The organism is Aliiroseovarius sp. F47248L, assembly GCF_023016085.1.
In the GTDB taxonomy this organism is placed as follows: Bacteria; Pseudomonadota; Alphaproteobacteria; order Rhodobacterales; family Rhodobacteraceae; genus Aliiroseovarius.
The window spans coordinates 781284-800214 of record NZ_JALKBF010000001.1; the positions used below are offsets into that span (position 1 = coordinate 781284).

Genomic DNA, 18931 nt, shown 5'->3' on the forward strand with positions numbered 1-18931 from the left:
CAGGACCGACGGGGCGTTGGCGTTACAATTGCAAGCGAGTTAGCCTAACAGATCTTTGGCTCTCGCGACAACGTTCTCGGCCGTGATGCCGAACTTCTCGAACAACACGCCTGCCGGGGCAGACGCGCCAAAGCTGTGCATCCCGACGAAAGCGGCTTTGGCTTCGCGGCCACGCTCGCCCAGAAGCCAGCGATCCCAGCCACCATCACGCACCGCGGCTTCGACGCCGACGCGCACCGGACCGGGGGGCAGAACCTTGCGGCGATAGGCTTCGTCTTGTTGCGCAAAAAGCTCCATGCAGGGCATGGAAACAACGCGGGTGCCGATGCCCTGGGCCTCCAACGTGGCGCGGGCGTCCATCGCCAGAGACACCTCGGACCCGGTCGCGATCAAGATCACCTGACGCTTGCCAGCTTCCGCGTCCGCCAGAACATAAGCACCCTGAGCGGTTAGGTTCTTTTGTTTGTACTCCGTGCGCACGGTCGGCAGATTTTGCCGGGTCAGTACCAGCGTCGAAGGCGTTTCCTTTGAGGTCAGTGCCAGTTCCCACGCCTCGGCCGTTTCCACCGTATCGGCCGGGCGGAAGGTATAGCTGTTGGGGGTCGCGCGGCAGATTGCCAGATGCTCGACCGGCTGGTGGGTCGGGCCGTCTTCACCTACGCCGATTGAATCGTGGGTCATCACGAAGACCGTCGGGATTTTCATCAAGGACGCCAGACGCATCGCCGGGCGAGCGTAGTCGGTGAAACAGAAGAACGTGCCGCCATAAGGACGCATGCCGCCATGCAAAACCATTCCGTTCATCGCGGCCGCCATGCCATGCTCGCGAATGCCCCAGTAAATGTAGCGCCCCTTGCGGTTGTCCACGTCAAACACGCCCAGATCACCAGTCTTGGTGTTGTTCGATCCGGTCAGGTCAGCTGAACCGCCCACGGTTTCGGGCATAACCGGGTTGATCACCTCAAGCGCCATTTCCGACGATTTGCGGGTGGCAACAGTGGGTTTGCTTTCGGCAACCTGTCGTTTTAGCGCCCGCACAACACCACCAAGTTTTTTCGGCACGTCCAGCGCATAGGCGCGGTTGAACTCAGCCTGCTTGCGTTCGCTGATCGACGCAAAGCGAGCTTCCCATTCAGCACGCGCCGCAGCCCCTTTGGCACCTATAGCTTCCCAAGCAGCTTTCACGTCGTCCTCAACCTGAAAGTCGCCGATGGGTGCGCCATAGACTTCTTTTGCGGCTTTCAGCTGTTCTGCGTCGGTCAACGCGCCGTGGCCTTTGGATGTGTCCTGAGCCGCATGGCCCAAAGCGATATGCGTCTTGCAGGCAATCATAGAGGGCTTCTTGGTCGTCTTAGCCTTGGCAATCGCCGCGTCGATCTGTTCAGGGTCGTGACCGTCGATTTCCTGCACATGCCAGCCCGCCGCCTTAAAGCGCATTACCTGATTGGTGCGGTCAGACAGCGAGACCTTGCCATCGATCGTGATGTCGTTGTTGTCCCAGAACACGACCAGCTTGCCCAGTTGGTGACGCCCGGCCAGACCAATGGCCTCGTGGCTGATGCCTTCCATCAGACAGCCGTCGCCTGCGATCACATAGGTGTAGTGATCCACGATCTTCTTGCCGAAGCGCGCGCGCTGAAGTTCTTCGGCCATGGCAAACCCCACGGCGTTGGCGATGCCCTGACCCAGCGGGCCGGTCGTAGTTTCAACGCCCGAGACATGACCGTATTCCGGGTGACCAGCGGTGATCGCGCCCCATTGGCGGAAGTCTTTGATCTGCTGAAGCGTCACATCTTTATAGCCCGTCAGGTGCAAAAGCGAATAGATCAGCATCGAGCCGTGGCCCGCCGACAGGATAAACCGGTCGCGGTCCGCCCAGCGCGGTGCGGAAGCATCGAATTTCAGGTGGTTTTCAAAAAGCACGGTTGCCACATCGGCCATGCCCATCGGCATGCCAGAGTGACCCGAGTTCGCGGCAGCAACCGCGTCCAACGTCAGCGAGCGTATCGCGGTGGCTTTTTTCCAGTGATTGGGGTGGCTTTTGCGGAGCGTGGCGATGTCCAACGGTCAACATCCTTTGACAAAGTTGAGGTTGGCCCCCTGATAGCAGTCATTTGCCAAGGGTCAAGCCAAGCCGCATGTTGCAGGCCAAGTGTTTGGAAAAGAACGAGGGGCGCATTTTGGGGAGGGGTCGGCTAAGATCGGCATACCAACACACACCGCCGATTCGCACGCATGTCTTGCGTTGTCAGGTCGGCAGGCATGTGACAAGATCAGGCAAACAATACTGGTTCAGGGCAGAACATGAGCGATATTTCCGAATTGGAAACCCGAATTACCACCGCACTTGAACGGATCAGCAGCGGCTTGGCTGCGCTGTCTAATCAGTCAGGTGGTTCGGATGACGACGTTGCGCAACTGAAGGCGCAGCTGGACGAAGAGCAGACAGCAAACAGCCAATTGTCGGAACGGGTGAAAGCCTTGCAGCAAAGCCGCGCCGACGAGGTGGACAAGCTGCGGGGCGAGCTTGGTCGTCTGACAGCTCAGCTTGAGACGGATGAAGTTGTACTATCCAAGATGCGGCAGGTGAATGCCGATCTGCGTGCCAATAACGATGCGTTGCGCAAGGCGATTGCCGACGGAGATGTGACTGCTGAACTGGTCAATGACGCGATGGCCGCCGAGCTTGAAGGCCTGCGCGTCGCCCAATCTGCCGATCGTGCCGAGCTTGATGCTGTTCTGGGAGAGCTTGGACAATTGATCAACGACAGCAGCAGCGGTGCAAAGTCACAAACGTCAACCGGAGGGGAGGGCGCTGATGCCTGATATCAATATCACCATTGGAAGCCGCAACTTCGATGTAGCTTGTCAGGAAGGCGAGGAGCATTTCTTGATCGCAGCCGCCAAGATGCTGGACAATGAAGCCTCAGTTCTGGTCAGCCAGATGAGCAACCTGACTGAAAGCCGCATGTTGTTGATGGCTGGCTTGATGCTGGCCGACAAGACAGCCGGTATGGAAGATAAGGTGAAGTTGGCTGACAAGAAAATCGCGGATCTGGAGGCGCAACTTTATGCTGCGCAGAATGCAGCCCCGCAAAAGGTCGAAGTGCCTGTAATTCCAGATGCGGTTACCGATACGCTGGCCGAGATTGCCGCCCGCGCCGAAGCCGTCGCTGCGGAAATCGAAGAACGGGCGTCTTAAGATGGCAGCTAAAGTTGGGACAAAGGCATTTGCGACGCTGATTCTGTCTTTTATGCCGGTTGGTGTATTTGCAGCCTCGTCGATCCAAACCTTTCCCTATGAGTGTGAGCGCGGCGCAATGGTTTGGGCCACCTATATCAGTGGGGACGAAGGGTCATTGGCCGTGATTCATGTGGAAGGGCAGCAAGTGGCGCTTGGCCAAGTCATATCAGGATCGGGCGCCAAATATGCGCAAAGCGCGGATGGGGTTGGTTATGTCTGGTGGACCAAGGGCGACGAAGCGCTTCTGATGTGGGAAGATGTCCCCAACAGCACCGACGAAACGCTTCTGTCGCAATGCAAGACGAATTGAGCAGGTTTAGCCGTTCGCTTCGCGGATTTTGTCCGCAGCCTCTTTGTTATAGGCTACGCCGTTCTCGTCAAACAATGTGTCCAACTCTCCCGACAGCGTCATTTCGGTGATGATGTCGCAGCCGCCCACAAATTCACCTTTCACATAAAGCTGCGGGATGGTGGGCCAGTCTGAGTAATCCTTGATGCCTTGGCGAATTTCTTCATCGGCCAGCACGTTCACATCGGCGAAATCAACGCCCATGAAGTTCAGAACACCAGCAACGCGCGAGGAAAACCCGCATTGCGGCATCTCTTTCGTGCCTTTCATGTACAGCACAACATCGTTGGCTTTCACGGTCTCGGTGATGCGGGTTTTTGCGTCGGTCATGTCATTTCCTTGATGTCAGGGATCGGGCCGGAGACGTCCGGGCGTTTACTGAGGTGCTTTCGTCGTCAGCGCCAGCGCATGAAGGTCGCCATGACTGCCGGCCATTTTGTCCTTCAAAGCCGCATAGACGGCGCGTTGTTGCTGCACCCGGTTCTGGCCGCGAAAACTCTCGTCCACCACCTCGGCAGCATAGTGGTTTCCGTCACCGGCCAAATCGGTGATGGTGATGCTTGCGTCCGGGAATGCCTCGCGGATGAGGGCTTCGATTTCGGATGCTTCCATGGCCATGGTCAGAACCTCGTTTCTGTTTCATTGCAATCTATGGTCGGGGCCGGGGGGCCGCAAGGGCTAGAGGTGCGTTGCGGCATCACGAAAGCTGGACAAAACAGCGCGGCCGTCTGACAAAATTCCGTCTGCTTCGGCTTTTGCCAGCGTATCCGCCGTCCATGCCGGTCGGGGTAAAAGCCGGTCAAGCATGTCCCGCCGGGTGGATTCCTGTTCGGGCGACAAAGGTAGACGTTCAGCTACGCGAAACAGCTCGATCATGTCACAGATGGCGCGCATCCGGCGATAGGCCTCGGCGATTGCCTCCAGCGTTTCGCGATTCTTGCGCCAGCGTTTACGCGGAAAGACGTGTTGCATCACATAGGGGCCGGCCCCCTTGCAATCGAACCGCGCGCAACCCGGAAAGCCTTGATCTTCAAGCGTTTCATGAATGCGGCACAGGTTGTCAGATCCAAGGTGGCGGCACGGGGCCAAGGCGCGTTTGTCAAAGGCGAAATCATCGCCCGCGTCAAAGCCCGGAGCCACGCAACACAGACCGGCGCAGGCGGCACAATCCGCCACCAGCGCTGACATGTCCTGCGGGTCAGGGGCAGCGGTCATGGATTAACGGTGCGCCTGATCGAATCCGGTTCGGAAGATATCGGCCAGTTCGGCTAGCGGGGCTTCGGACCCGCCCATCTTGACCGAGTCGCCGGTAAAACGACCGACCGATTCGACGTGAATGCCAAGTTTGCCGGCTTCAATCATTAGTGCCTCGGCTTGATCGAAATTGCAGGCGACCAAATAGCGTGCCTGATCCTCGCCAAACAGCGTGGGCGTGTCAGTTGTGTCAAGAATGACGCCGACACCACCAGCTTCCGCCATTTCGAAGGCCGCGAGTGCAAGCCCACCATCAGACAGGTCAGAACACGCTTTGATCAGTTCGCGATTAGCACGGATGAAGTCGCCGTGCTTTTTCTCGGCAGTAAGGTCGACATGCGGCGCGTCACCGTCTTCGCGGTTGAAGACTTCGGCCAGCAGGGCGGATTGGCCCAGATGCCCGGTTGTCTCGCCAATGACCATCGCGACATGGCCGTCACGGGCCACACCGTCGATCATGTCGTCAAGGCTGTCCAGAAGCCCGACGGCACCGATGGTCGGCGTGGGCAGGATGCCTTGACCGTCGGTTTCGTTATACAGTGATACGTTGCCCGACACGATCGGCATATCGAGCGCGGCCACGGCTTCGCCGATGCCTTTGATGGCACCCACAAGCTGGCCCATGATCTCGGGTTTCTCGGGGTTGCCGAAATTCAGGTTGTCGGTGGTGGCCAGTGGCTTAGCCCCGACTGCGGTCAGGTTGCGATAGGCTTCGGCCACGGCCTGTTTGCCACCTTCAAACGGGTTGGCTTTGACATAGCGCGGCGTCACGTCCGAGGTAAAAGCAATGGCCTTGTCCGTTCCGTGCACCCGCACGATGCCAGCGCCCAAACCGGGAGCACGCACTGTGTCGGCCATAACCATGTGGTCATATTGTTCATAGACCCATTGCTTCGCCGCATGGTTGGGGGATCCGATCAGGGCTTTCAACCCATCAATGGCGTCGATTTCCGGGACATCTGCCAGCGGATCAACCGCAGGCGTTTCGACCCATGGGCGATCATATTCGGGGGCGCGGCCAGATAGGGGGGACAGCGGCAGGTCGGCTTTGACCTCGCCGTTGTGCATGATCAAAAAGCGATCTTCGGCAAGCGTTTCACCGACGATTGCGAAGTCAAGATCCCACTTTTCGAACACGGCGCGGGCTTCAGCCTCTTTTTCCGGCTTCAGCACCATCAGCATCCGCTCTTGGCTTTCGGACAGCATCATTTCATAGGCGGTCATGTTGTCTTCGCGCTGGGGCACGTCTTCAAGGTTCAGCTTGACGCCCAAGCCGCCCTTGTCGCCCATTTCGACCGCCGAGCAGGTCAGGCCAGCGGCACCCATGTCCTGGATCGAGATGACAGCGCCGGTCTGCATCAACTCCAGCGTGGCTTCCATCAGGCGCTTTTCGGTGAAGGGGTCACCGACTTGCACCGTGGGGCGCTTGTCTTCGATCGTGTCGTCAAACTCGGCCGATGCCATCGTCGCGCCGCCCACACCGTCGCGACCTGTCTTGGCACCTAGATAGACGACAGGCATGCCGACGCCGGAGGCGGCGGAATAGAAAATCTTGTCGGTGTCGGCCAAGCCCGCGGCAAAGGCGTTCACAAGGCAGTTGCCGTTATAGGCGGGGTGGAAGCGAACCTCGCCGCCCACATTGGGAACGCCGAAACAGTTGCCATAGCCGCCGATACCTTCGACGACCCCGTTGACCAGCTGCTTGGTCTTAGGGTGATCAATCTCGCCAAAAGACAGGGAGTTCATCGCGGCGATGGGACGCGCGCCCATGGTGAACACGTCGCGCAAAATGCCGCCAACGCCGGTGGCGGCACCCTGATAGGGTTCGATGTAGGAGGGGTGGTTGTGGCTTTCCATCTTGAAGACCACAGCCTGCCCGTCGCCAATATCCACGATACCTGCATTTTCGCCGGGACCGCAGATCACTTGGGGGCCTTCGGTGGGTAGGGTGCGCAGCCATTTCTTGGAGGATTTGTAGGAACAATGCTCGTTCCACATCGCAGAGAAAATACCCAGTTCGGTGAACGTCGGCTCGCGACCAATGATTTCGAGGAGCAGGTCGTACTCGTCGGGCTTCAACCCGTGCGCTGCAATCAGGTCCTCGGTGATCTTCGGCTCGGTCATGCCTGTTTCCCCCTTAGGCTTTGGTTGGCGCCTTTTATGCGATGCGTGCGTAATGGGAAAGAGCAAAGGCATTGCCTGCAAAGGCCGAAACCGACGTTTGCGAAAAAAAAGGCCGGGCAAAGCCCGGCCAAGTCCAACAGGGAGGTAAAAACCGACTAGAGCAAAGCTCAACCATCGGCTTTGGATAAGAATTAGGTTTCTCAGGGGCGCTGATCAAGGGAAATTGCTGCATTGCAGCTATGCATGTAACGCATGGCTGCGAAAGAAAAATGGGACGCAATCGCGAATAAGTAGAGTGGATGCTTGATATTCCCTGACTTTAGAGCAGGTTACACGCGGTGTTGAGTCGACATTGGTATACAGTGTGGGGCTTTCCCAGTTTTCCGGTGTTGCGAAAAAACACCATAATGTTCTAGTCCATGCAGCGCCATCGACGGAAAAAGCTAGTCCTGTCGGCCCTTGCGATGCTCGATCAGTTCTTCTACGACGAAATCCCGGAATGCTTCGATCCGCTTTGAAGAGCGCAGTTCTTCAGGATAGGCAAGAAATACTGGGATCTCCTTGCTTTCAACATCGGGAAGCACTCGTTGGATGCCGGGTATGTCCTGCGTGAGATAGTCAGGCAACATCCCAATGCCAAGATTGTGTAGCACTGCCTGAAGTACACCGAAATAATTGTTCACGGTTAGCAAGGACTTAACATCATAGGTCAGCAATTCCCGCGCTAGATCTGCACCCGCCCGGACTTGCGCCGAGGATGTGTTCTGACAAATCAACCGGTGATCGGATAAGTCTTCCAGCGTTTCGGGTGTTCCGTTTTCGGCAAGGTATGCAGGCGTTGCATAGAGCCGCATATGGACATCCATCAGGCGTTTGCGGATCAGGTCAGCCTGGCTGGGCTCTTTCATGCGAATCGCGACGTCAGCTTCTCGCATGGGCAGGTCGAGCACATGTTCTTCCAGCATCAGGTCGATCTTTAGATCGGGATACTTCTCGTAAAGTTTTGGCAGACGCGGGGCCAACCACAGAGACCCAAAGGCGGTGGTGGTCGTGACGCGCAATTCGCCAAACACTTCTTCCTTGCTGTCACGGATGCGCGCGACAGCCGCTTCGATACGCTGGTCGATCGCGCGTGAGGCGTCAAACAACAGCTCGCCTTGTTCCGTGAGAATCAGTCCACGTGCGTGCCGGTGAAAAAGTGTGGCATTCAGGCTTTCTTCCAACGCACGGATTTGGCGCGATACCGCAGATTGCGACAAGTGCAACGCATCACCCGCATGGGTCAACGACCCGGCATCCGCCACCGCGTGAAATATTCTGAGCTTGTCCCAATCCATACTGAAAGAACCACAATTTGTTAGCGCATAAAACTTGCACAGTGTTATCATCAGATACGTGATGAGTTCCAGCACGGATTATGATGCAATTTGAATTGATAGGTCATAGGTTTTGACCTATAATTGCCCTTATCCAGTTTCACTCTAACGTATTGGGAGGTGCGTCATGGGCAAGCCAGACATCACTCTGAACGACCGATTTGATCTGACCAAGGAACACGTGTTGCTGAACGGCACACAAGCCTTGGTGCGCCTGATGCTGATGCAGAAGGAACGCGATCGCGCTGCCGGGCTAAACACGGCGGGCTATGTAACGGGCTATCGTGGATCGCCGTTGGGTGCGGTCGATTTGTGGATGGGGCGTTCTAAGAAGGTTCTGGAGCCCAATGACATCAAGTTTCATCCCGGTCTGAATGAGGATCTGGCCGCAACTGCGTTGTGGGGCAGTCAGCAAGCCGAACTGCGGGGTGAGGGGGCCTATGATGGCGTGTTTGGCCTGTGGTATGGCAAGGGGCCGGGCGTAGACCGTACCGGCGACGTGATGCGACACGCCAACATGGCAGGCACCAGCGCGCATGGCGGTGTTCTGATGGCGATGGGCGATGACCACACCGGCGAAAGCTCGACCGTGCTGCACCAGTCTGATTGGGCGATGGTTGATGCCTATATTCCGGTTCTCAGCCCAGCCGGCGTGCAGGAGATTCTGGACTACGGCATTTATGGCTATGGCCTCAGTCGGTTTGCCGGTGTCTGGGCGGGTCTGAAGGTGATGAAGGACACGGTCGAGGCGACCTCGGTTGTCGATGGCGATCCCAACCGGATGCAGCTTGTCACGCCTGATTTCGATATGCCGGATGGTGGGCTCAATATTCGTTTGGCGGACCAACCGGTGCCGCAAGAAGCGCGGATGATCGACTATAAACGCTTCGCGGCCGAGGCTTATGCTCGTGCAAACCGCATTGACCAACGCAAATGGGGCAAGCCAGGCGCGAAAATCGGCTTTGTCGCCGCGGGCAAAAACTGGCTTGATCTGGTGCATGCGATGGGCCTTCTGGGCATCGACGAGGCCGAGGCTGAACGCCTGGGCATCACCACCTATAAGGTCGGCCAAACCTTCCCGCTGGATATGGAAAGCTTCCACGAATGGGCCGAGGGGCTGGACCTGATTGTAGTGGTTGAAGAAAAGCGCAAGCTGATGGAAGTGCAGATCAAGGAAGCGATCTTTGACGATCGCGACGGTCGGCGCGTTTATGGCTGGCACAAGGGCGACACGTGGGAGCACGGTCGCCGGTTGGAATTGTTCCCGACGCGCTATGCGCTTGACCCGATTATGATTGCCGAGAAGATCGGCGATATCCTGATTGAAGAAGGGCGCGGGACCGAGTCTGTGAAAGCAGGCCTGACCATGCTCGCCGAGGCGAAAGGCGCGGACAATGCGCCCAATATCGCGGCACGCTTGCCGTTTTTCTGTTCGGGCTGCCCACACAATACTTCAACCAAACTGCCGGATGGATCCCGCGCCTACGCGGGTATTGGCTGTCACTATATGGTGCAGTGGATGGATCGCGATACCGTCGGGTTCACCCAGATGGGCGGCGAGGGTGCCAACTGGATTGGCGAGGCGCCGTTCTCGAAAACCGGGCACGTGTTCCAAAACCTCGGCGATGGGACGTACAACCATTCGGGCAATCTGGCGATCCGCGCGGCTTTGGCCTCTGACGCCAATATTACCTACAAAATTCTCTATAACGATGCCGTCGCGATGACGGGCGGGCAGGAAAATGAAGGCGATTTGGACGCACCGCGCATCGCACGCGAGGTGATCGCGATGGGAGTGACAAACCTGTTTGTCGTCTACGATGAGAAAGAGGATGTGGACAAGGCGATGTTCCCGTCTGGCCTGACATTTCATGAGCGTGGCGAGTTGCTGTCGGTCGAAAAGAAATGTCGCGATATCAAAGGTGTATCGATCATTCTTTACATCCAAACCTGCGCAGCAGAAAAACGCCGCCGCCGCAAGCGCGGCCAGTTTCCTGACCCTGACAAACGCGTTTTCATCAACACTGATGTGTGTGAGGGGTGCGGCGACTGTGGAGTGCAGTCGAACTGTGTTTCGATCGTGCCAGTGGAAACCGAACTGGGCCGCAAACGCGCCATTGACCAATCAAGCTGCAACAAGGATTTTAGCTGCGTCAACGGGTTCTGCCCCAGCTTTGTGACCGTAGAAGGTGCAAAGCTGAAGAAATCGGCGACCGCCGAAGTCGACATTCCTGATCTACCAGCACCAGCGCTTCCCGCCATTGACGGCACCTTTAACACCGTGATCACCGGCGTTGGTGGCACCGGCGTTGTGACCATCGGTGCGATTATGGCGCAGGCAGCTCATATCGACGGCAAAGGCGTGGGCATGATGGAAATGGCCGGTCTGGCGCAGAAAGGTGGCGCGGTCACCGTTCACTTGCGACTTGCAGAACAGCCCGAGGACATCTCGGCCATTCGCGTCGCAACAGGGGAGTGTGACGCGCTGATCGGCTGCGATCTGGTGGTGTCGGCTTCGTCCACCACCCTGGGTCTGACCAAAACCGGACGCACCGGGGCCGTCGTGGACAGCCACGAAACAGTCACTGGCGAATTTACCCGCAACACAGATTTTGCCATTCCGGGCGATCGTCTGCAATTGTCGCTTGAAGCCCGTCTGCGCGACCGTTTGTCGATGTTCGACGCGACGGAGTTGGCGCGGGTGCTGATGGGTGACAACATCTTCTCGAACATGATGGTGCTGGGGGCTAGCTGGCAGGCAGGCATCGTGCCGCTGACCTATGATGCGCTGATGTATGCGATCGAGTTGAATGGACAGGCGATCGACCGCAACAAACATGCTTTTGAACTCGGCCGTTGGGCCGTGTTGCATCCGGAAGAGGCCGAGAAAATGGTCATGGGTGAGGTCGTTGAAAAACCAAAAACCTTGGCCGAGATTATCGACTTCCGCGCTGATCACCTGACGACGTATCAAAACGCGCGGCTGGCCAAACGCTATCGTGCCTTTGTCGATCAGATGCCCGAAGCGTTGAAAGAGCCGGTGGCAAGAAGTTATCACAAACTCTTGGCCTATAAGGACGAATACGAAGTCGCGCGCATGTTGTGCGACACTCGCGCCAAGGCTGAAGCTGAGTTCGACGGCGATCTGAAGCTAACCTATCACCTTGCTCCGCCAATCCTGACCGGGACAGATGCCAATGGACGTCCCAAGAAGCGAGGCTTCGGCAGTTGGTTCGAAACGGCGGCGCCTTGGCTTGCCAAGATGAAAGTCCTACGCGGCACGCCGTTTGACCCGTTTGGCCGGTCTGAGGAACGTCGCACGGAACGTTCTTTGATTGCCGAGTATGAAGCGGACATAAAAACCGTCGCGGCGGCTCTGTCCGATGATAAATTGGCAATTGCGGCAGAGTTAGCCGCGCTGCCCTTGACCATCCGGGGCTTCGGTCCGGTGAAAGAAGCCAACATTGCAAGGGCCGCAACGCGCCGGGCCGAGTTACTGGCCCAGTTTGGCAGCACGGCACCGATGGCTCACGCTGCTGAATGATCCGACCTGCCGCTGCGACGCCGCACTTGGGCGGAGAATCGTCGCAGCGCGCAATCGGTGATGGATTTCCGCGAAAAACGGACCTATGGCTTGCACCTGAACAACACGGACGGGACCATAGGACATGGCTGTAGGGGTATTCGATTCGGGGCTTGGTGGATTGACGGTGCTGGACGCCGTATCAAAACGTCTGCCCGATGTGGATTTCGTCTATTTCGCCGATAGCGCCCATGCGCCGTATGGCGTTCGGGATGCCGATGACATCTATGATCTGACCACGACCGCCGTTCAGGCGCTGTGGGATGAAGGGTGTGATCTAGTCATTCTAGCCTGTAACACGGCCTCAGCCGCCGCGCTTCGGCGGATGCAGGAAAGCTGGATTCCCAAGGACAAGCGGGTTTTGGGGGTCTTTGTGCCCTTGATTGAAGCTCTGACCGAACGGGACTGGGGCGACAACTCACCCCCTCGCGAAGTAGCTGTTAAGCATGTGGCGCTGTTTGCCACACCTGCGACCGTGTCCAGCCGGGCCTTCCAGCGTGAACTGGCTTTCCGTGCCATTGGTGTGGATGTCGAAGCACAAGCCTGTGGCGGCGTGGTCGATGCGATTGAAGAGGGCGACATGATCCTTGCCGAAGCTTTGGTCCGCAGCCATGTGGATGCGCTGAAACGGAAAATGCCGAAACCTGAAGCCGCCATTCTGGGCTGCACGCATTACCCGCTGATGGAAGAGGCTTTCCAAACCGCATTGGGTGACGATGTGCAAGTGTATAGCCAAGCCAATCTGGTTGCCGAAAGCCTTGCCTTTTATCTGGATCGCCATCCTGAGATGAAGGGCGATGGCACCGCTTCCAAGTTTCTGACAACGGGTGATCCGAACCGTGTGTCAAACAGTGCCACACAGTTTCTGCGACGAAAGATCACGTTCGAACCGGCCTGATTGAAGCCGACAGTCAAAACCACTACATCTTTCGACGAACTCGCAGGAGGTCATGATGACCCACAAAATCGCCATTCTTGGCGCGTCCGGCTATACTGGCGCTGAACTTGTCCGGCTGATTGCCACCCATCCGACGATGGAGATCGTCGCGTTGTCTGCCGACCGCAAGGCAGGGATGGAAATGGCAGATGTCTATCCGCATCTGCGCCACTTTGATCTGCCCAAACTCACAACGATGGACGAGATTGACTTTACCAACGTAGATCTGGCCTTCGCGGCGCTGCCGCATGGTTTAAGCCAAGCGTTGGTGCGTGATCTACCCAAGACCGTGAAGGTCGTCGATCTTGGCGCGGACTTCCGGCTGCGCGATCCGGCGGAGTATGAAAAATGGTATGGTGCACCGCATGTGGCGACCGAATTGCAGAAAACGGCTGTTTATGGCCTGACTGAATTCTATCGCGACGACATCCGTAATGCGCGGTTGGTGGCAGGCACGGGTTGCAACGCGGCGACCGTACAATATGCGATACGCCCATTGATTTCGGCGGGGCTGATCGATCTAGATCGGATCATTTGCGATCTGAAGAACGGCGTTTCGGGGGCAGGTCGGTCACTGAAGGAAAACATGCTGTTTGCAGAACGCTCCACCGATGTGACGGGTTATGCCCATGGTGGCAAACACCGGCATCTGGGCGAGTTCGATCAGGAATTCTCGCTCTTGGCAGGGCGTCCGGTTCAGATCATGTTCACACCCCACCTTGTGCCGGTAAACCGCGGCATCCTGGCGGATTGCTATGTGGATGGGGACGCTGATAAGATTCACGCGGCCTTGGTTGAGCAATATCAAGACGAGCCGTTCGTGACTGTGTTACCCAAAGGCCAACTGCCGGGTATGGGGCATGTGGCGGGATCGAACCAATGCCATCTTGGTGTTGTGGGTGATCGTGTTCCGGGACGTGCTTTGATTGTGTCGGCGCTGGACAACCTGTGTAAGGGATCGTCCGGCCAAGCAATGCAAAACGCGAACCTCATGTTGGGCGAGGATGAGACGACGGGGCTGTTGATGTCGCCGGTCTTTCCATAAGGGTTTGAAAAGGAGCCGATTATGGCTGGTTTGAAAAGTCTGAAGAAAACACGACGTATCCAGATCATCGTACTGGCATTTGTGGCACTTGCTGTCTCGACCGGGTTGATTGGTTATGCGTTGAAGGACGGTATAAACTATTACAGGTCCCCGACTGAAGTGCTGGCCGAACCGCCCAGCGAGAACGAGGTGTTCCGCATGGGCGGATTGGTTGCGGATGGCACGTTGACACGTGGTCAGGGTGAGACGATCACCTTTTCGGTGACGGATGGGGGCGCTGTGGTACCTGTTGCTTATAGCGGTGTGTTGCCTGACCTTTTCGGTGAAAACCAGGGTATGATCGGGACCGGCACCTATGTGGACGGCACGTTCCAAGCCACTGAAATCCTTGCAAAACATGACGAGGACTATATGCCGAAAGAGGTTTTGGACAGCCTCAAGGAAAGCGGCGTTTACGTCGAGCCGACCTCTTGATTTGAGGTTTCTTAACGCTTCTTAACCAGCCTGTGCCCCGTATTCCTTATGCGGGGTTAGGCGCGGATGAAAAGCGTTGAAGAGATAGCGACCGAGATTGTCGCCCGCGAGGGTGGCTATGTGAACGATCCGGACGATCCGGGCGGTGCTACCAAATACGGCGTCACCATTCACACCATGCGCAGGTTAGGTCTGGACCTGGACCGCGACGGGCAGATCACCGCAGGTGATGTGAAGCGACTGACGCGCGATCAGGCCTGCGACATCTTTCTGAAACATTACTTCCGAAAACCCCGGCTGGAGGAGCTTCCGCAGCCGCTGCAAGCGTCGGTTTTCGATATGTATGTAAACGCTGGCAGTAACGCCGTACGCATCCTGCAAGAGCTGATGTGCAAGATGGGCTATGACCTGGCGGTGGATGGGGCGCTGGGTCCGCAAACGCTGGGAATCGTGCACGATGCGATTTTACGAGCGCCTGACCATCTGGTTGACGCTTATGGGATTGAGCGGCGCAACTATTATTATCGCCTCGCCGACAAGCGACCAACATCGCGCAAATATGCACGTCGTCGTGATGGCGGAAAGGGTGGGTGGATCACCCGTGCCGAGGCATTCATGTCGGCCAAATACCACTTATCTGTGCAAGATCACCACGAAAGGACCTCTGCATGGGGCTGATTGGAAACGTCTTCACTATCCTGTTCGGGCGTAATGGAAACCTGGTGCGTGAAACCGCAGAAGTGTTTCGCGAGAATACCGAGGCTGCCGCAATCCGCGACACAGACGTACAGCAGGCAGCGATAGATGCTTTTCGCGCCGAATTCATTGCTGCACAAGGCGGCTGGTTCAATCGCTTCATGGACGGTGTGAACCGGGTGCCGCGACCGGCTCTGGCGTTGTCGACAATTGCCCTGTTCGCCGCCGCTATGATCAGCCCCGACTGGTTTGCCGCGCGGATGCAAGGTGTGGCTGTCGTGCCGGAACCGCTTTGGTGGCTGATGGGTGTTGTCGTCAGCTTCTATTTCGGCGCGAGATACCAGGTGAAAGGACAAGAGTTCCAGCGGGCAATTGCCGCGAGCTTGATGCGGGATATGGAGACAGCGCGCGTGCAATCAGATCGCGCCCGACAGCCGTCGGTGTTCCGGCCAGAGCGGCGAACACCACAAGAACCCGCACAACCGGCTGGCGGATACGCACAGATCGACGCTTCCGACAACGCCGCGCTGGCGGATTGGCAGGAGGCTTCGCATGGCCAGTGAAGTGCTTTTGAACCTGGTCGCAGAACACGGGCCGTGGGTACTGTTGGTATTCTATCTGCTCTATCGCGACTTGCAGAAGGATCAGGCGACGCGGGCGGTGCTGGACAAGAATTCATCCATCCTGATTGAGATCACGACAATTATCCGCGAACGCTTGCCATCTGCTGGGGGGCGAGTCGGATGATGGCGGTGCTTTTGCGGCTTAGATCCCGTCTCTGGGCTATTCTGGTGGGCACACAGTTTCAAAGAGCAATTGAACAAAACGAACATGCGGCAGCGGAACTAGACGCCGCTGTACGAGAGGTCTTACAGAAATGAAACAAGCGTTTGGTTTGATGATGTGTCTCGCCGTTGTCTTGCAACTTGGCTATCTGACGGCGGGATACGACGCGATGTATCAAATTGGATATGGGGCGATTACCCTGATGGGTCTGATGATTTCGCTGACGTTTCTGTGGCTTTACGTGCAGCGCGCGACACCGTTGGCATTGGGTATGGCCTATAGCTGGTCTGGGGCAAGCCTTGTTCTGGGCTGGTGGTGGATATTTTCATTGATAGGAGAGCCAGCGATCATGTCGCACAGTGCCGTACATTTCGTGCCGCTGGCTCTTTATCTGTCGGGCGCTTTCTTGCACTTCAGCGTCATTCACCGCTCATTCGGGTGCCACGGGGCAACCTTTCTTTGGCCGGTGCTGGCTGCGGTGGTGATGTCGACCGTAATTTTTCTAGCCGTTTGATGACCACAATGCCGTGACCTGACGCCGCACGGGGCTAGGCCCCACCCGCGACTCCGTTTATGGTCGCGATCATGATAACAGAGTGGTCGCGAACATGATTACAGAACTCGGACATTTTGCGCTGATCCTAGCGCTGGGCGTGGCGATCGTGCAGATGATCGTGCCGCTAATTGGGGCGCATAAGGGATGGCAGGGTTGGATGGAATTGGCCGTGCCGGCCGCGACAATCCAATTTCTGCTGGTGCTTGCATCTTTCTTTGCACTGACTTACGCGTTTGTGACCTCTGACTTCTCGGTCCAACTGGTCACGCTGAACTCGCATTCGGCCAAACCGATGCTGTACAAAGTTTCGGGCGTGTGGGGTAACCACGAAGGCTCGATGTTGCTATGGGTTCTGATCGTGTCGCTGTTTGGCGCTATGGCGGCGTGGTGGGGAGGCAACCTGCCGCAACGGTTGAAAGCCCGCGTGCTGGCGGTGCAAAGCTCGATCGCGGTGGCGTTTCTGGGCTTTGTTCTGTTCACCTCGAACCCCTTCATCCGCATTGCCCAGCCGCCTTTTGATGGGCGCGACCTGAACCCGCTTTTGCAAGACCCAGGTTTGGCATTCCACCCACCCTTCCTTTATCTGGGCTATGTAGGCCTTTCGATGGCTTTCTCATTCGCAGTTGCTGCTCTGATCGAGGGGCGGATTGATGCAGCATGGGGCCGTTGGGTGCGCCCGTGGACACTGGCTGCGTGGATATTCTTGACGATTGGGATCGCACTGGGCAGTTGGTGGGCTTATTACGAGCTGGGTTGGGGTGGGTTCTGGTTCTGGGACCCGGTCGAAAACGCCTCGTTCATGCCGTGGCTCTTTGCTGCCGCGCTTTTGCATTCGGCCATCGTTGTGGAAAAGCGCGAAAGCCTGAAAAGCTGGACAATCTTGTTGGCGATCCTTGCGTTCGGATTCTCGTTGATCGGCACGTTTATTGTGCGGTCGGGCGTGATTACGTCGGTGCATGCTTTCGCATCCGATCCGGAACGTGGCGTCTTTATCCTGATGATTCTGGCGGTCTTTACGGGCGGTGCGCTGACGCTGTTCGCAGCCCGCGCGAGCACGATGGAAGCGCGCGGTGTCTTTGGGTTCATCAGCCGAGAAAGCGCTTTGGTGGCCAACAATATCCTGCTGGCTGTTTCGTCATTTGTTGTCTTCGTTGGAACAATCTGGCCGTTGATCGGCGAGATTTTTGGTCGCAAGATCTCGGTCGGGGCACCGTTCTTTGAAGCAGCATTTACCCCCTTTATGGTAGTGCTTGCGTTGATCCTGCCCGTGGGGGCAATGCTGCCGTGGAAGCGTGCCAAGCTCGGGCGTGTCGTAAAATTGCTTGTGCCTGCCTTTATCCTTGCGGTGGCTATAGGTGCAGTGGTCTGGGCGATGCAGACCGGAAAAACGGCCCTGGGTCCGATTGGTATGTTCCTTGGCACATGGCTGGTGGCCGGGGCGTTTGTGGATATTGCCAGCCGCACCGGGCGTGGTGCGGTGGCGAGCCGTTTGTCGCGACTGACGCGCCTGCCGCGTTCGGACTGGGGTAAGCTTGCCGCACATGCCGGGTTTGGGATCACGGTGATGGGCATTTCTGGCCTAATGGCCTGGAGTGTCGAGGACATCCGCGTTGCAGAGGTCGGTAAAAGTTTCCCTGTTGCAGGCTATGAAATCACCTTGGTGGACGTCGCACAGGAACAGGGGCCGAACTATGTGTCCACAAAGGCCGAAATGCTTGTCACTCAGAACGGGCGCGAGGTCACGACGCTTTATCCTGAAAAACGCGTCTATCCGGTGCAAGCCATGCCAACAACCGAAGCCGCGATTTCAAACGGCTTTTGGCGGGACATCTATTTGGTGATCGGTGATCCGCAAGAAGGTGGTGCCTGGGCGGTGAGAACCTTCATCAAACCGTTTACCAACTGGATTTGGGCGGGATGTATCCTGATGTCCTTTGGTGGGGTGTTGAGCTTGACGGACCGTCGTTTCCGCGTTGCTGCGGGTGCGTCCAAGTCACGAATGCAGGGGATGCCAGCAGAATGAGAAATATTGCATTCCCCGCACTTCTGGCGCTGGCGATGTTTTCTGCCCCGGCGTTGGCGGTCAATCCCGACGAAGTGCTAAGCGACCCGGTGCTGGAACAACGCGCCCGTGATATCTCGGCAGACCTCAGATGTGTGGTCTGCCGGGGCGAGAATATTGACGAAAGCAATGCTGCAATCGCGCGTGACTTGCGTCTTCTGGTGCGCGAACGACTTGTCGACGGCGATAGCAACGACGAAGTGGTGAACTTCATTGTCGAACGCTATGGCGAATACGTTTTGATGAAGCCGAACACGTCAGGCGCTAATGTATTCCTATGGGCGGCTGGTCCCGTCTTGTTTCTGGTTGCTTTAATGTCAGGCGCCGTCTATTTGCGCCGCCGTTCGCAAGCCCGCGAAAGCGCGGTGGCCCTGTCTTCGGACGAGGAGGCGCGCTTGAAAGAACTACTCAAGGACAGCTGAATATTCACGACAACGCGGTTTTC

At 57.1% G+C, this 18931-nt stretch carries 19 protein-coding genes; 13 read left to right on the forward strand and 6 right to left on the reverse strand.

Annotated elements, in window-relative coordinates; all coding sequences use genetic code 11:
* Positions 1 to 39 precede the first annotated feature (39 nt).
* On the reverse strand, positions 40 to 2064 hold the full coding sequence (tkt, locus tag MWU51_RS03925; protein WP_247034890.1) for a transketolase: 2025 nt from the start codon (positions 2062 to 2064) through the stop codon (positions 40 to 42).
* A 240-nt stretch (positions 2065 to 2304) separates the two neighbouring features.
* Between tkt and MWU51_RS03930 the strand changes: the two genes are divergently transcribed.
* Genes MWU51_RS03930 through MWU51_RS03940 form a run of 3 tightly spaced genes read left to right on the forward strand, consistent with a single transcriptional unit; the run spans position 2305 to position 3554 of the window.
* Positions 2305 to 2826 carry a hypothetical protein gene (locus MWU51_RS03930; protein WP_247034892.1) on the forward strand — a complete coding sequence of 174 codons (522 nt, stop codon included), beginning with the start codon at positions 2305 to 2307 and terminating at the stop codon, positions 2824 to 2826.
* Positions 2819 to 3202, forward strand: coding sequence for a cell division protein ZapA (locus tag MWU51_RS03935; protein WP_247034897.1), 384 nt, complete (start codon positions 2819 to 2821; stop codon positions 3200 to 3202). Before MWU51_RS03930 ends, MWU51_RS03935 begins: the two co-directional genes overlap by 8 nt.
* A 1-nt stretch (position 3203) precedes the next feature.
* The gene (locus tag MWU51_RS03940; RefSeq protein ID WP_247034903.1) at positions 3204 to 3554 is read left to right on the forward strand and encodes an MliC family protein; all 351 of its coding nucleotides are present in this window, start codon (positions 3204 to 3206) and stop codon (positions 3552 to 3554) included.
* Positions 3555 to 3560: 6 nt separating this feature from the next.
* Here the strand turns inward: MWU51_RS03940 and grxD are convergent, their stop codons facing one another.
* From grxD to MWU51_RS03965, 5 genes are all read right to left on the reverse strand, one after another.
* Complete coding sequence (grxD, locus tag MWU51_RS03945; protein WP_247034905.1) at positions 3561 to 3923, reverse strand: Grx4 family monothiol glutaredoxin; 363 nt, start codon at positions 3921 to 3923, stop codon at positions 3561 to 3563.
* 45 nt (positions 3924 to 3968) lie between these two features.
* A complete protein-coding gene (locus MWU51_RS03950; protein WP_247034907.1) occupies positions 3969 to 4211 on the reverse strand; it encodes a BolA family transcriptional regulator in 243 nt (80 codons plus the stop codon).
* Positions 4212 to 4271: 60 nt separating this feature from the next.
* On the reverse strand, positions 4272 to 4808 hold the full coding sequence (locus MWU51_RS03955) for a hypothetical protein (RefSeq protein ID WP_247034909.1): 537 nt from the start codon (positions 4806 to 4808) through the stop codon (positions 4272 to 4274).
* A gap of 3 nt (positions 4809 to 4811) precedes the next feature.
* Positions 4812 to 6971, reverse strand: a complete 2160-nt coding sequence (gene purL, locus MWU51_RS03960) for a phosphoribosylformylglycinamidine synthase subunit PurL (RefSeq protein ID WP_247034911.1) — start codon at positions 6969 to 6971, stop codon at positions 4812 to 4814.
* A gap of 443 nt (positions 6972 to 7414) precedes the next feature.
* Positions 7415 to 8308, reverse strand: coding sequence for a LysR family transcriptional regulator (locus MWU51_RS03965; protein WP_247034914.1), 894 nt, complete (start codon positions 8306 to 8308; stop codon positions 7415 to 7417).
* 166 nt (positions 8309 to 8474) lie between these two features.
* Between MWU51_RS03965 and MWU51_RS03970 the strand changes: the two genes are divergently transcribed.
* The 10 genes from MWU51_RS03970 to MWU51_RS04015 all read left to right on the forward strand — a co-directional run bounded on the left by MWU51_RS03970 (position 8475) and on the right by MWU51_RS04015 (position 18908).
* Positions 8475 to 11891, forward strand: coding sequence for an indolepyruvate ferredoxin oxidoreductase family protein (locus tag MWU51_RS03970; protein ID WP_247034916.1), 3417 nt, complete (start codon positions 8475 to 8477; stop codon positions 11889 to 11891).
* Positions 11892 to 12015: 124 nt separating this feature from the next.
* Complete coding sequence (gene murI, locus MWU51_RS03975) at positions 12016 to 12828, forward strand: glutamate racemase (RefSeq protein ID WP_247034917.1); 813 nt, start codon at positions 12016 to 12018, stop codon at positions 12826 to 12828.
* Between the two features lie 55 nt (positions 12829 to 12883).
* Positions 12884 to 13912 (forward strand): N-acetyl-gamma-glutamyl-phosphate reductase, encoded by a 1029-nt coding sequence (argC, locus tag MWU51_RS03980; RefSeq protein WP_247034919.1) that lies wholly within the window; start codon positions 12884 to 12886, stop codon positions 13910 to 13912.
* A gap of 30 nt (positions 13913 to 13942) precedes the next feature.
* Positions 13943 to 14386, forward strand: coding sequence for a cytochrome c maturation protein CcmE (ccmE, locus tag MWU51_RS03985; protein WP_247038685.1), 444 nt, complete (start codon positions 13943 to 13945; stop codon positions 14384 to 14386).
* A 66-nt stretch (positions 14387 to 14452) separates the two neighbouring features.
* Positions 14453 to 15064 (forward strand): holin-associated N-acetylmuramidase, encoded by a 612-nt coding sequence (locus MWU51_RS03990; RefSeq protein WP_247034921.1) that lies wholly within the window; start codon positions 14453 to 14455, stop codon positions 15062 to 15064.
* The gene (locus MWU51_RS03995) at positions 15055 to 15645 is read left to right on the forward strand and encodes a holin family protein (protein WP_247034923.1); all 591 of its coding nucleotides are present in this window, start codon (positions 15055 to 15057) and stop codon (positions 15643 to 15645) included. Before MWU51_RS03990 ends, MWU51_RS03995 begins: the two co-directional genes overlap by 10 nt.
* Complete coding sequence (locus tag MWU51_RS04000) at positions 15635 to 15829, forward strand: hypothetical protein (RefSeq protein ID WP_247034924.1); 195 nt, start codon at positions 15635 to 15637, stop codon at positions 15827 to 15829. The genes MWU51_RS03995 and MWU51_RS04000 overlap by 11 nt, the downstream gene beginning before the upstream one ends.
* Before the next feature lie 130 nt (positions 15830 to 15959).
* Positions 15960 to 16382 (forward strand): hypothetical protein, encoded by a 423-nt coding sequence (locus tag MWU51_RS04005; RefSeq protein ID WP_247034926.1) that lies wholly within the window; start codon positions 15960 to 15962, stop codon positions 16380 to 16382.
* Between the two features lie 94 nt (positions 16383 to 16476).
* Positions 16477 to 18447 carry a heme lyase CcmF/NrfE family subunit gene (locus tag MWU51_RS04010; RefSeq protein ID WP_247034928.1) on the forward strand — a complete coding sequence of 657 codons (1971 nt, stop codon included), beginning with the start codon at positions 16477 to 16479 and terminating at the stop codon, positions 18445 to 18447.
* A complete protein-coding gene (locus MWU51_RS04015) occupies positions 18444 to 18908 on the forward strand; it encodes a cytochrome c-type biogenesis protein (RefSeq protein WP_247034930.1) in 465 nt (154 codons plus the stop codon). Before MWU51_RS04010 ends, MWU51_RS04015 begins: the two co-directional genes overlap by 4 nt.
* Positions 18909 to 18931: the final 23 nt, after the last annotated feature.

Bases quoted from the DNA above. Each gene is read 5' to 3' on its own strand.
- MWU51_RS03930 (WP_247034892.1), top strand. From the start codon at position 2,305: ATGAGCGATATTTCCGAATTGGAAACCCGAATTACCACCGCACTTGAA.
- MWU51_RS03935 (WP_247034897.1), top strand. From the start codon at position 2,819: ATGCCTGATATCAATATCACCATTGGAAGCCGCAACTTCGATGTAGCT.
- MWU51_RS03940 (WP_247034903.1), top strand. From the start codon at position 3,204: ATGGCAGCTAAAGTTGGGACAAAGGCATTTGCGACGCTGATTCTGTCT.
- grxD (WP_247034905.1), bottom strand. From the start codon at position 3,923: ATGACCGACGCAAAAACCCGCATCACCGAGACCGTGAAAGCCAACGAT.
- MWU51_RS03950 (WP_247034907.1), bottom strand. From the start codon at position 4,211: ATGGCCATGGAAGCATCCGAAATCGAAGCCCTCATCCGCGAGGCATTC.
- MWU51_RS03955 (WP_247034909.1), bottom strand. From the start codon at position 4,808: ATGACCGCTGCCCCTGACCCGCAGGACATGTCAGCGCTGGTGGCGGAT.
- purL (WP_247034911.1), bottom strand. From the start codon at position 6,971: ATGACCGAGCCGAAGATCACCGAGGACCTGATTGCAGCGCACGGGTTG.
- MWU51_RS03965 (WP_247034914.1), bottom strand. From the start codon at position 8,308: ATGGATTGGGACAAGCTCAGAATATTTCACGCGGTGGCGGATGCCGGG.
- MWU51_RS03970 (WP_247034916.1), top strand. From the start codon at position 8,475: ATGGGCAAGCCAGACATCACTCTGAACGACCGATTTGATCTGACCAAG.
- murI (WP_247034917.1), top strand. From the start codon at position 12,016: ATGGCTGTAGGGGTATTCGATTCGGGGCTTGGTGGATTGACGGTGCTG.
- argC (WP_247034919.1), top strand. From the start codon at position 12,884: ATGACCCACAAAATCGCCATTCTTGGCGCGTCCGGCTATACTGGCGCT.
- MWU51_RS03990 (WP_247034921.1), top strand. From the start codon at position 14,453: ATGAAAAGCGTTGAAGAGATAGCGACCGAGATTGTCGCCCGCGAGGGT.
- MWU51_RS03995 (WP_247034923.1), top strand. From the start codon at position 15,055: ATGGGGCTGATTGGAAACGTCTTCACTATCCTGTTCGGGCGTAATGGA.
- MWU51_RS04000 (WP_247034924.1), top strand. From the start codon at position 15,635: ATGGCCAGTGAAGTGCTTTTGAACCTGGTCGCAGAACACGGGCCGTGG.
- MWU51_RS04005 (WP_247034926.1), top strand. From the start codon at position 15,960: ATGAAACAAGCGTTTGGTTTGATGATGTGTCTCGCCGTTGTCTTGCAA.
- MWU51_RS04010 (WP_247034928.1), top strand. From the start codon at position 16,477: ATGATTACAGAACTCGGACATTTTGCGCTGATCCTAGCGCTGGGCGTG.
- MWU51_RS04015 (WP_247034930.1), top strand. From the start codon at position 18,444: ATGAGAAATATTGCATTCCCCGCACTTCTGGCGCTGGCGATGTTTTCT.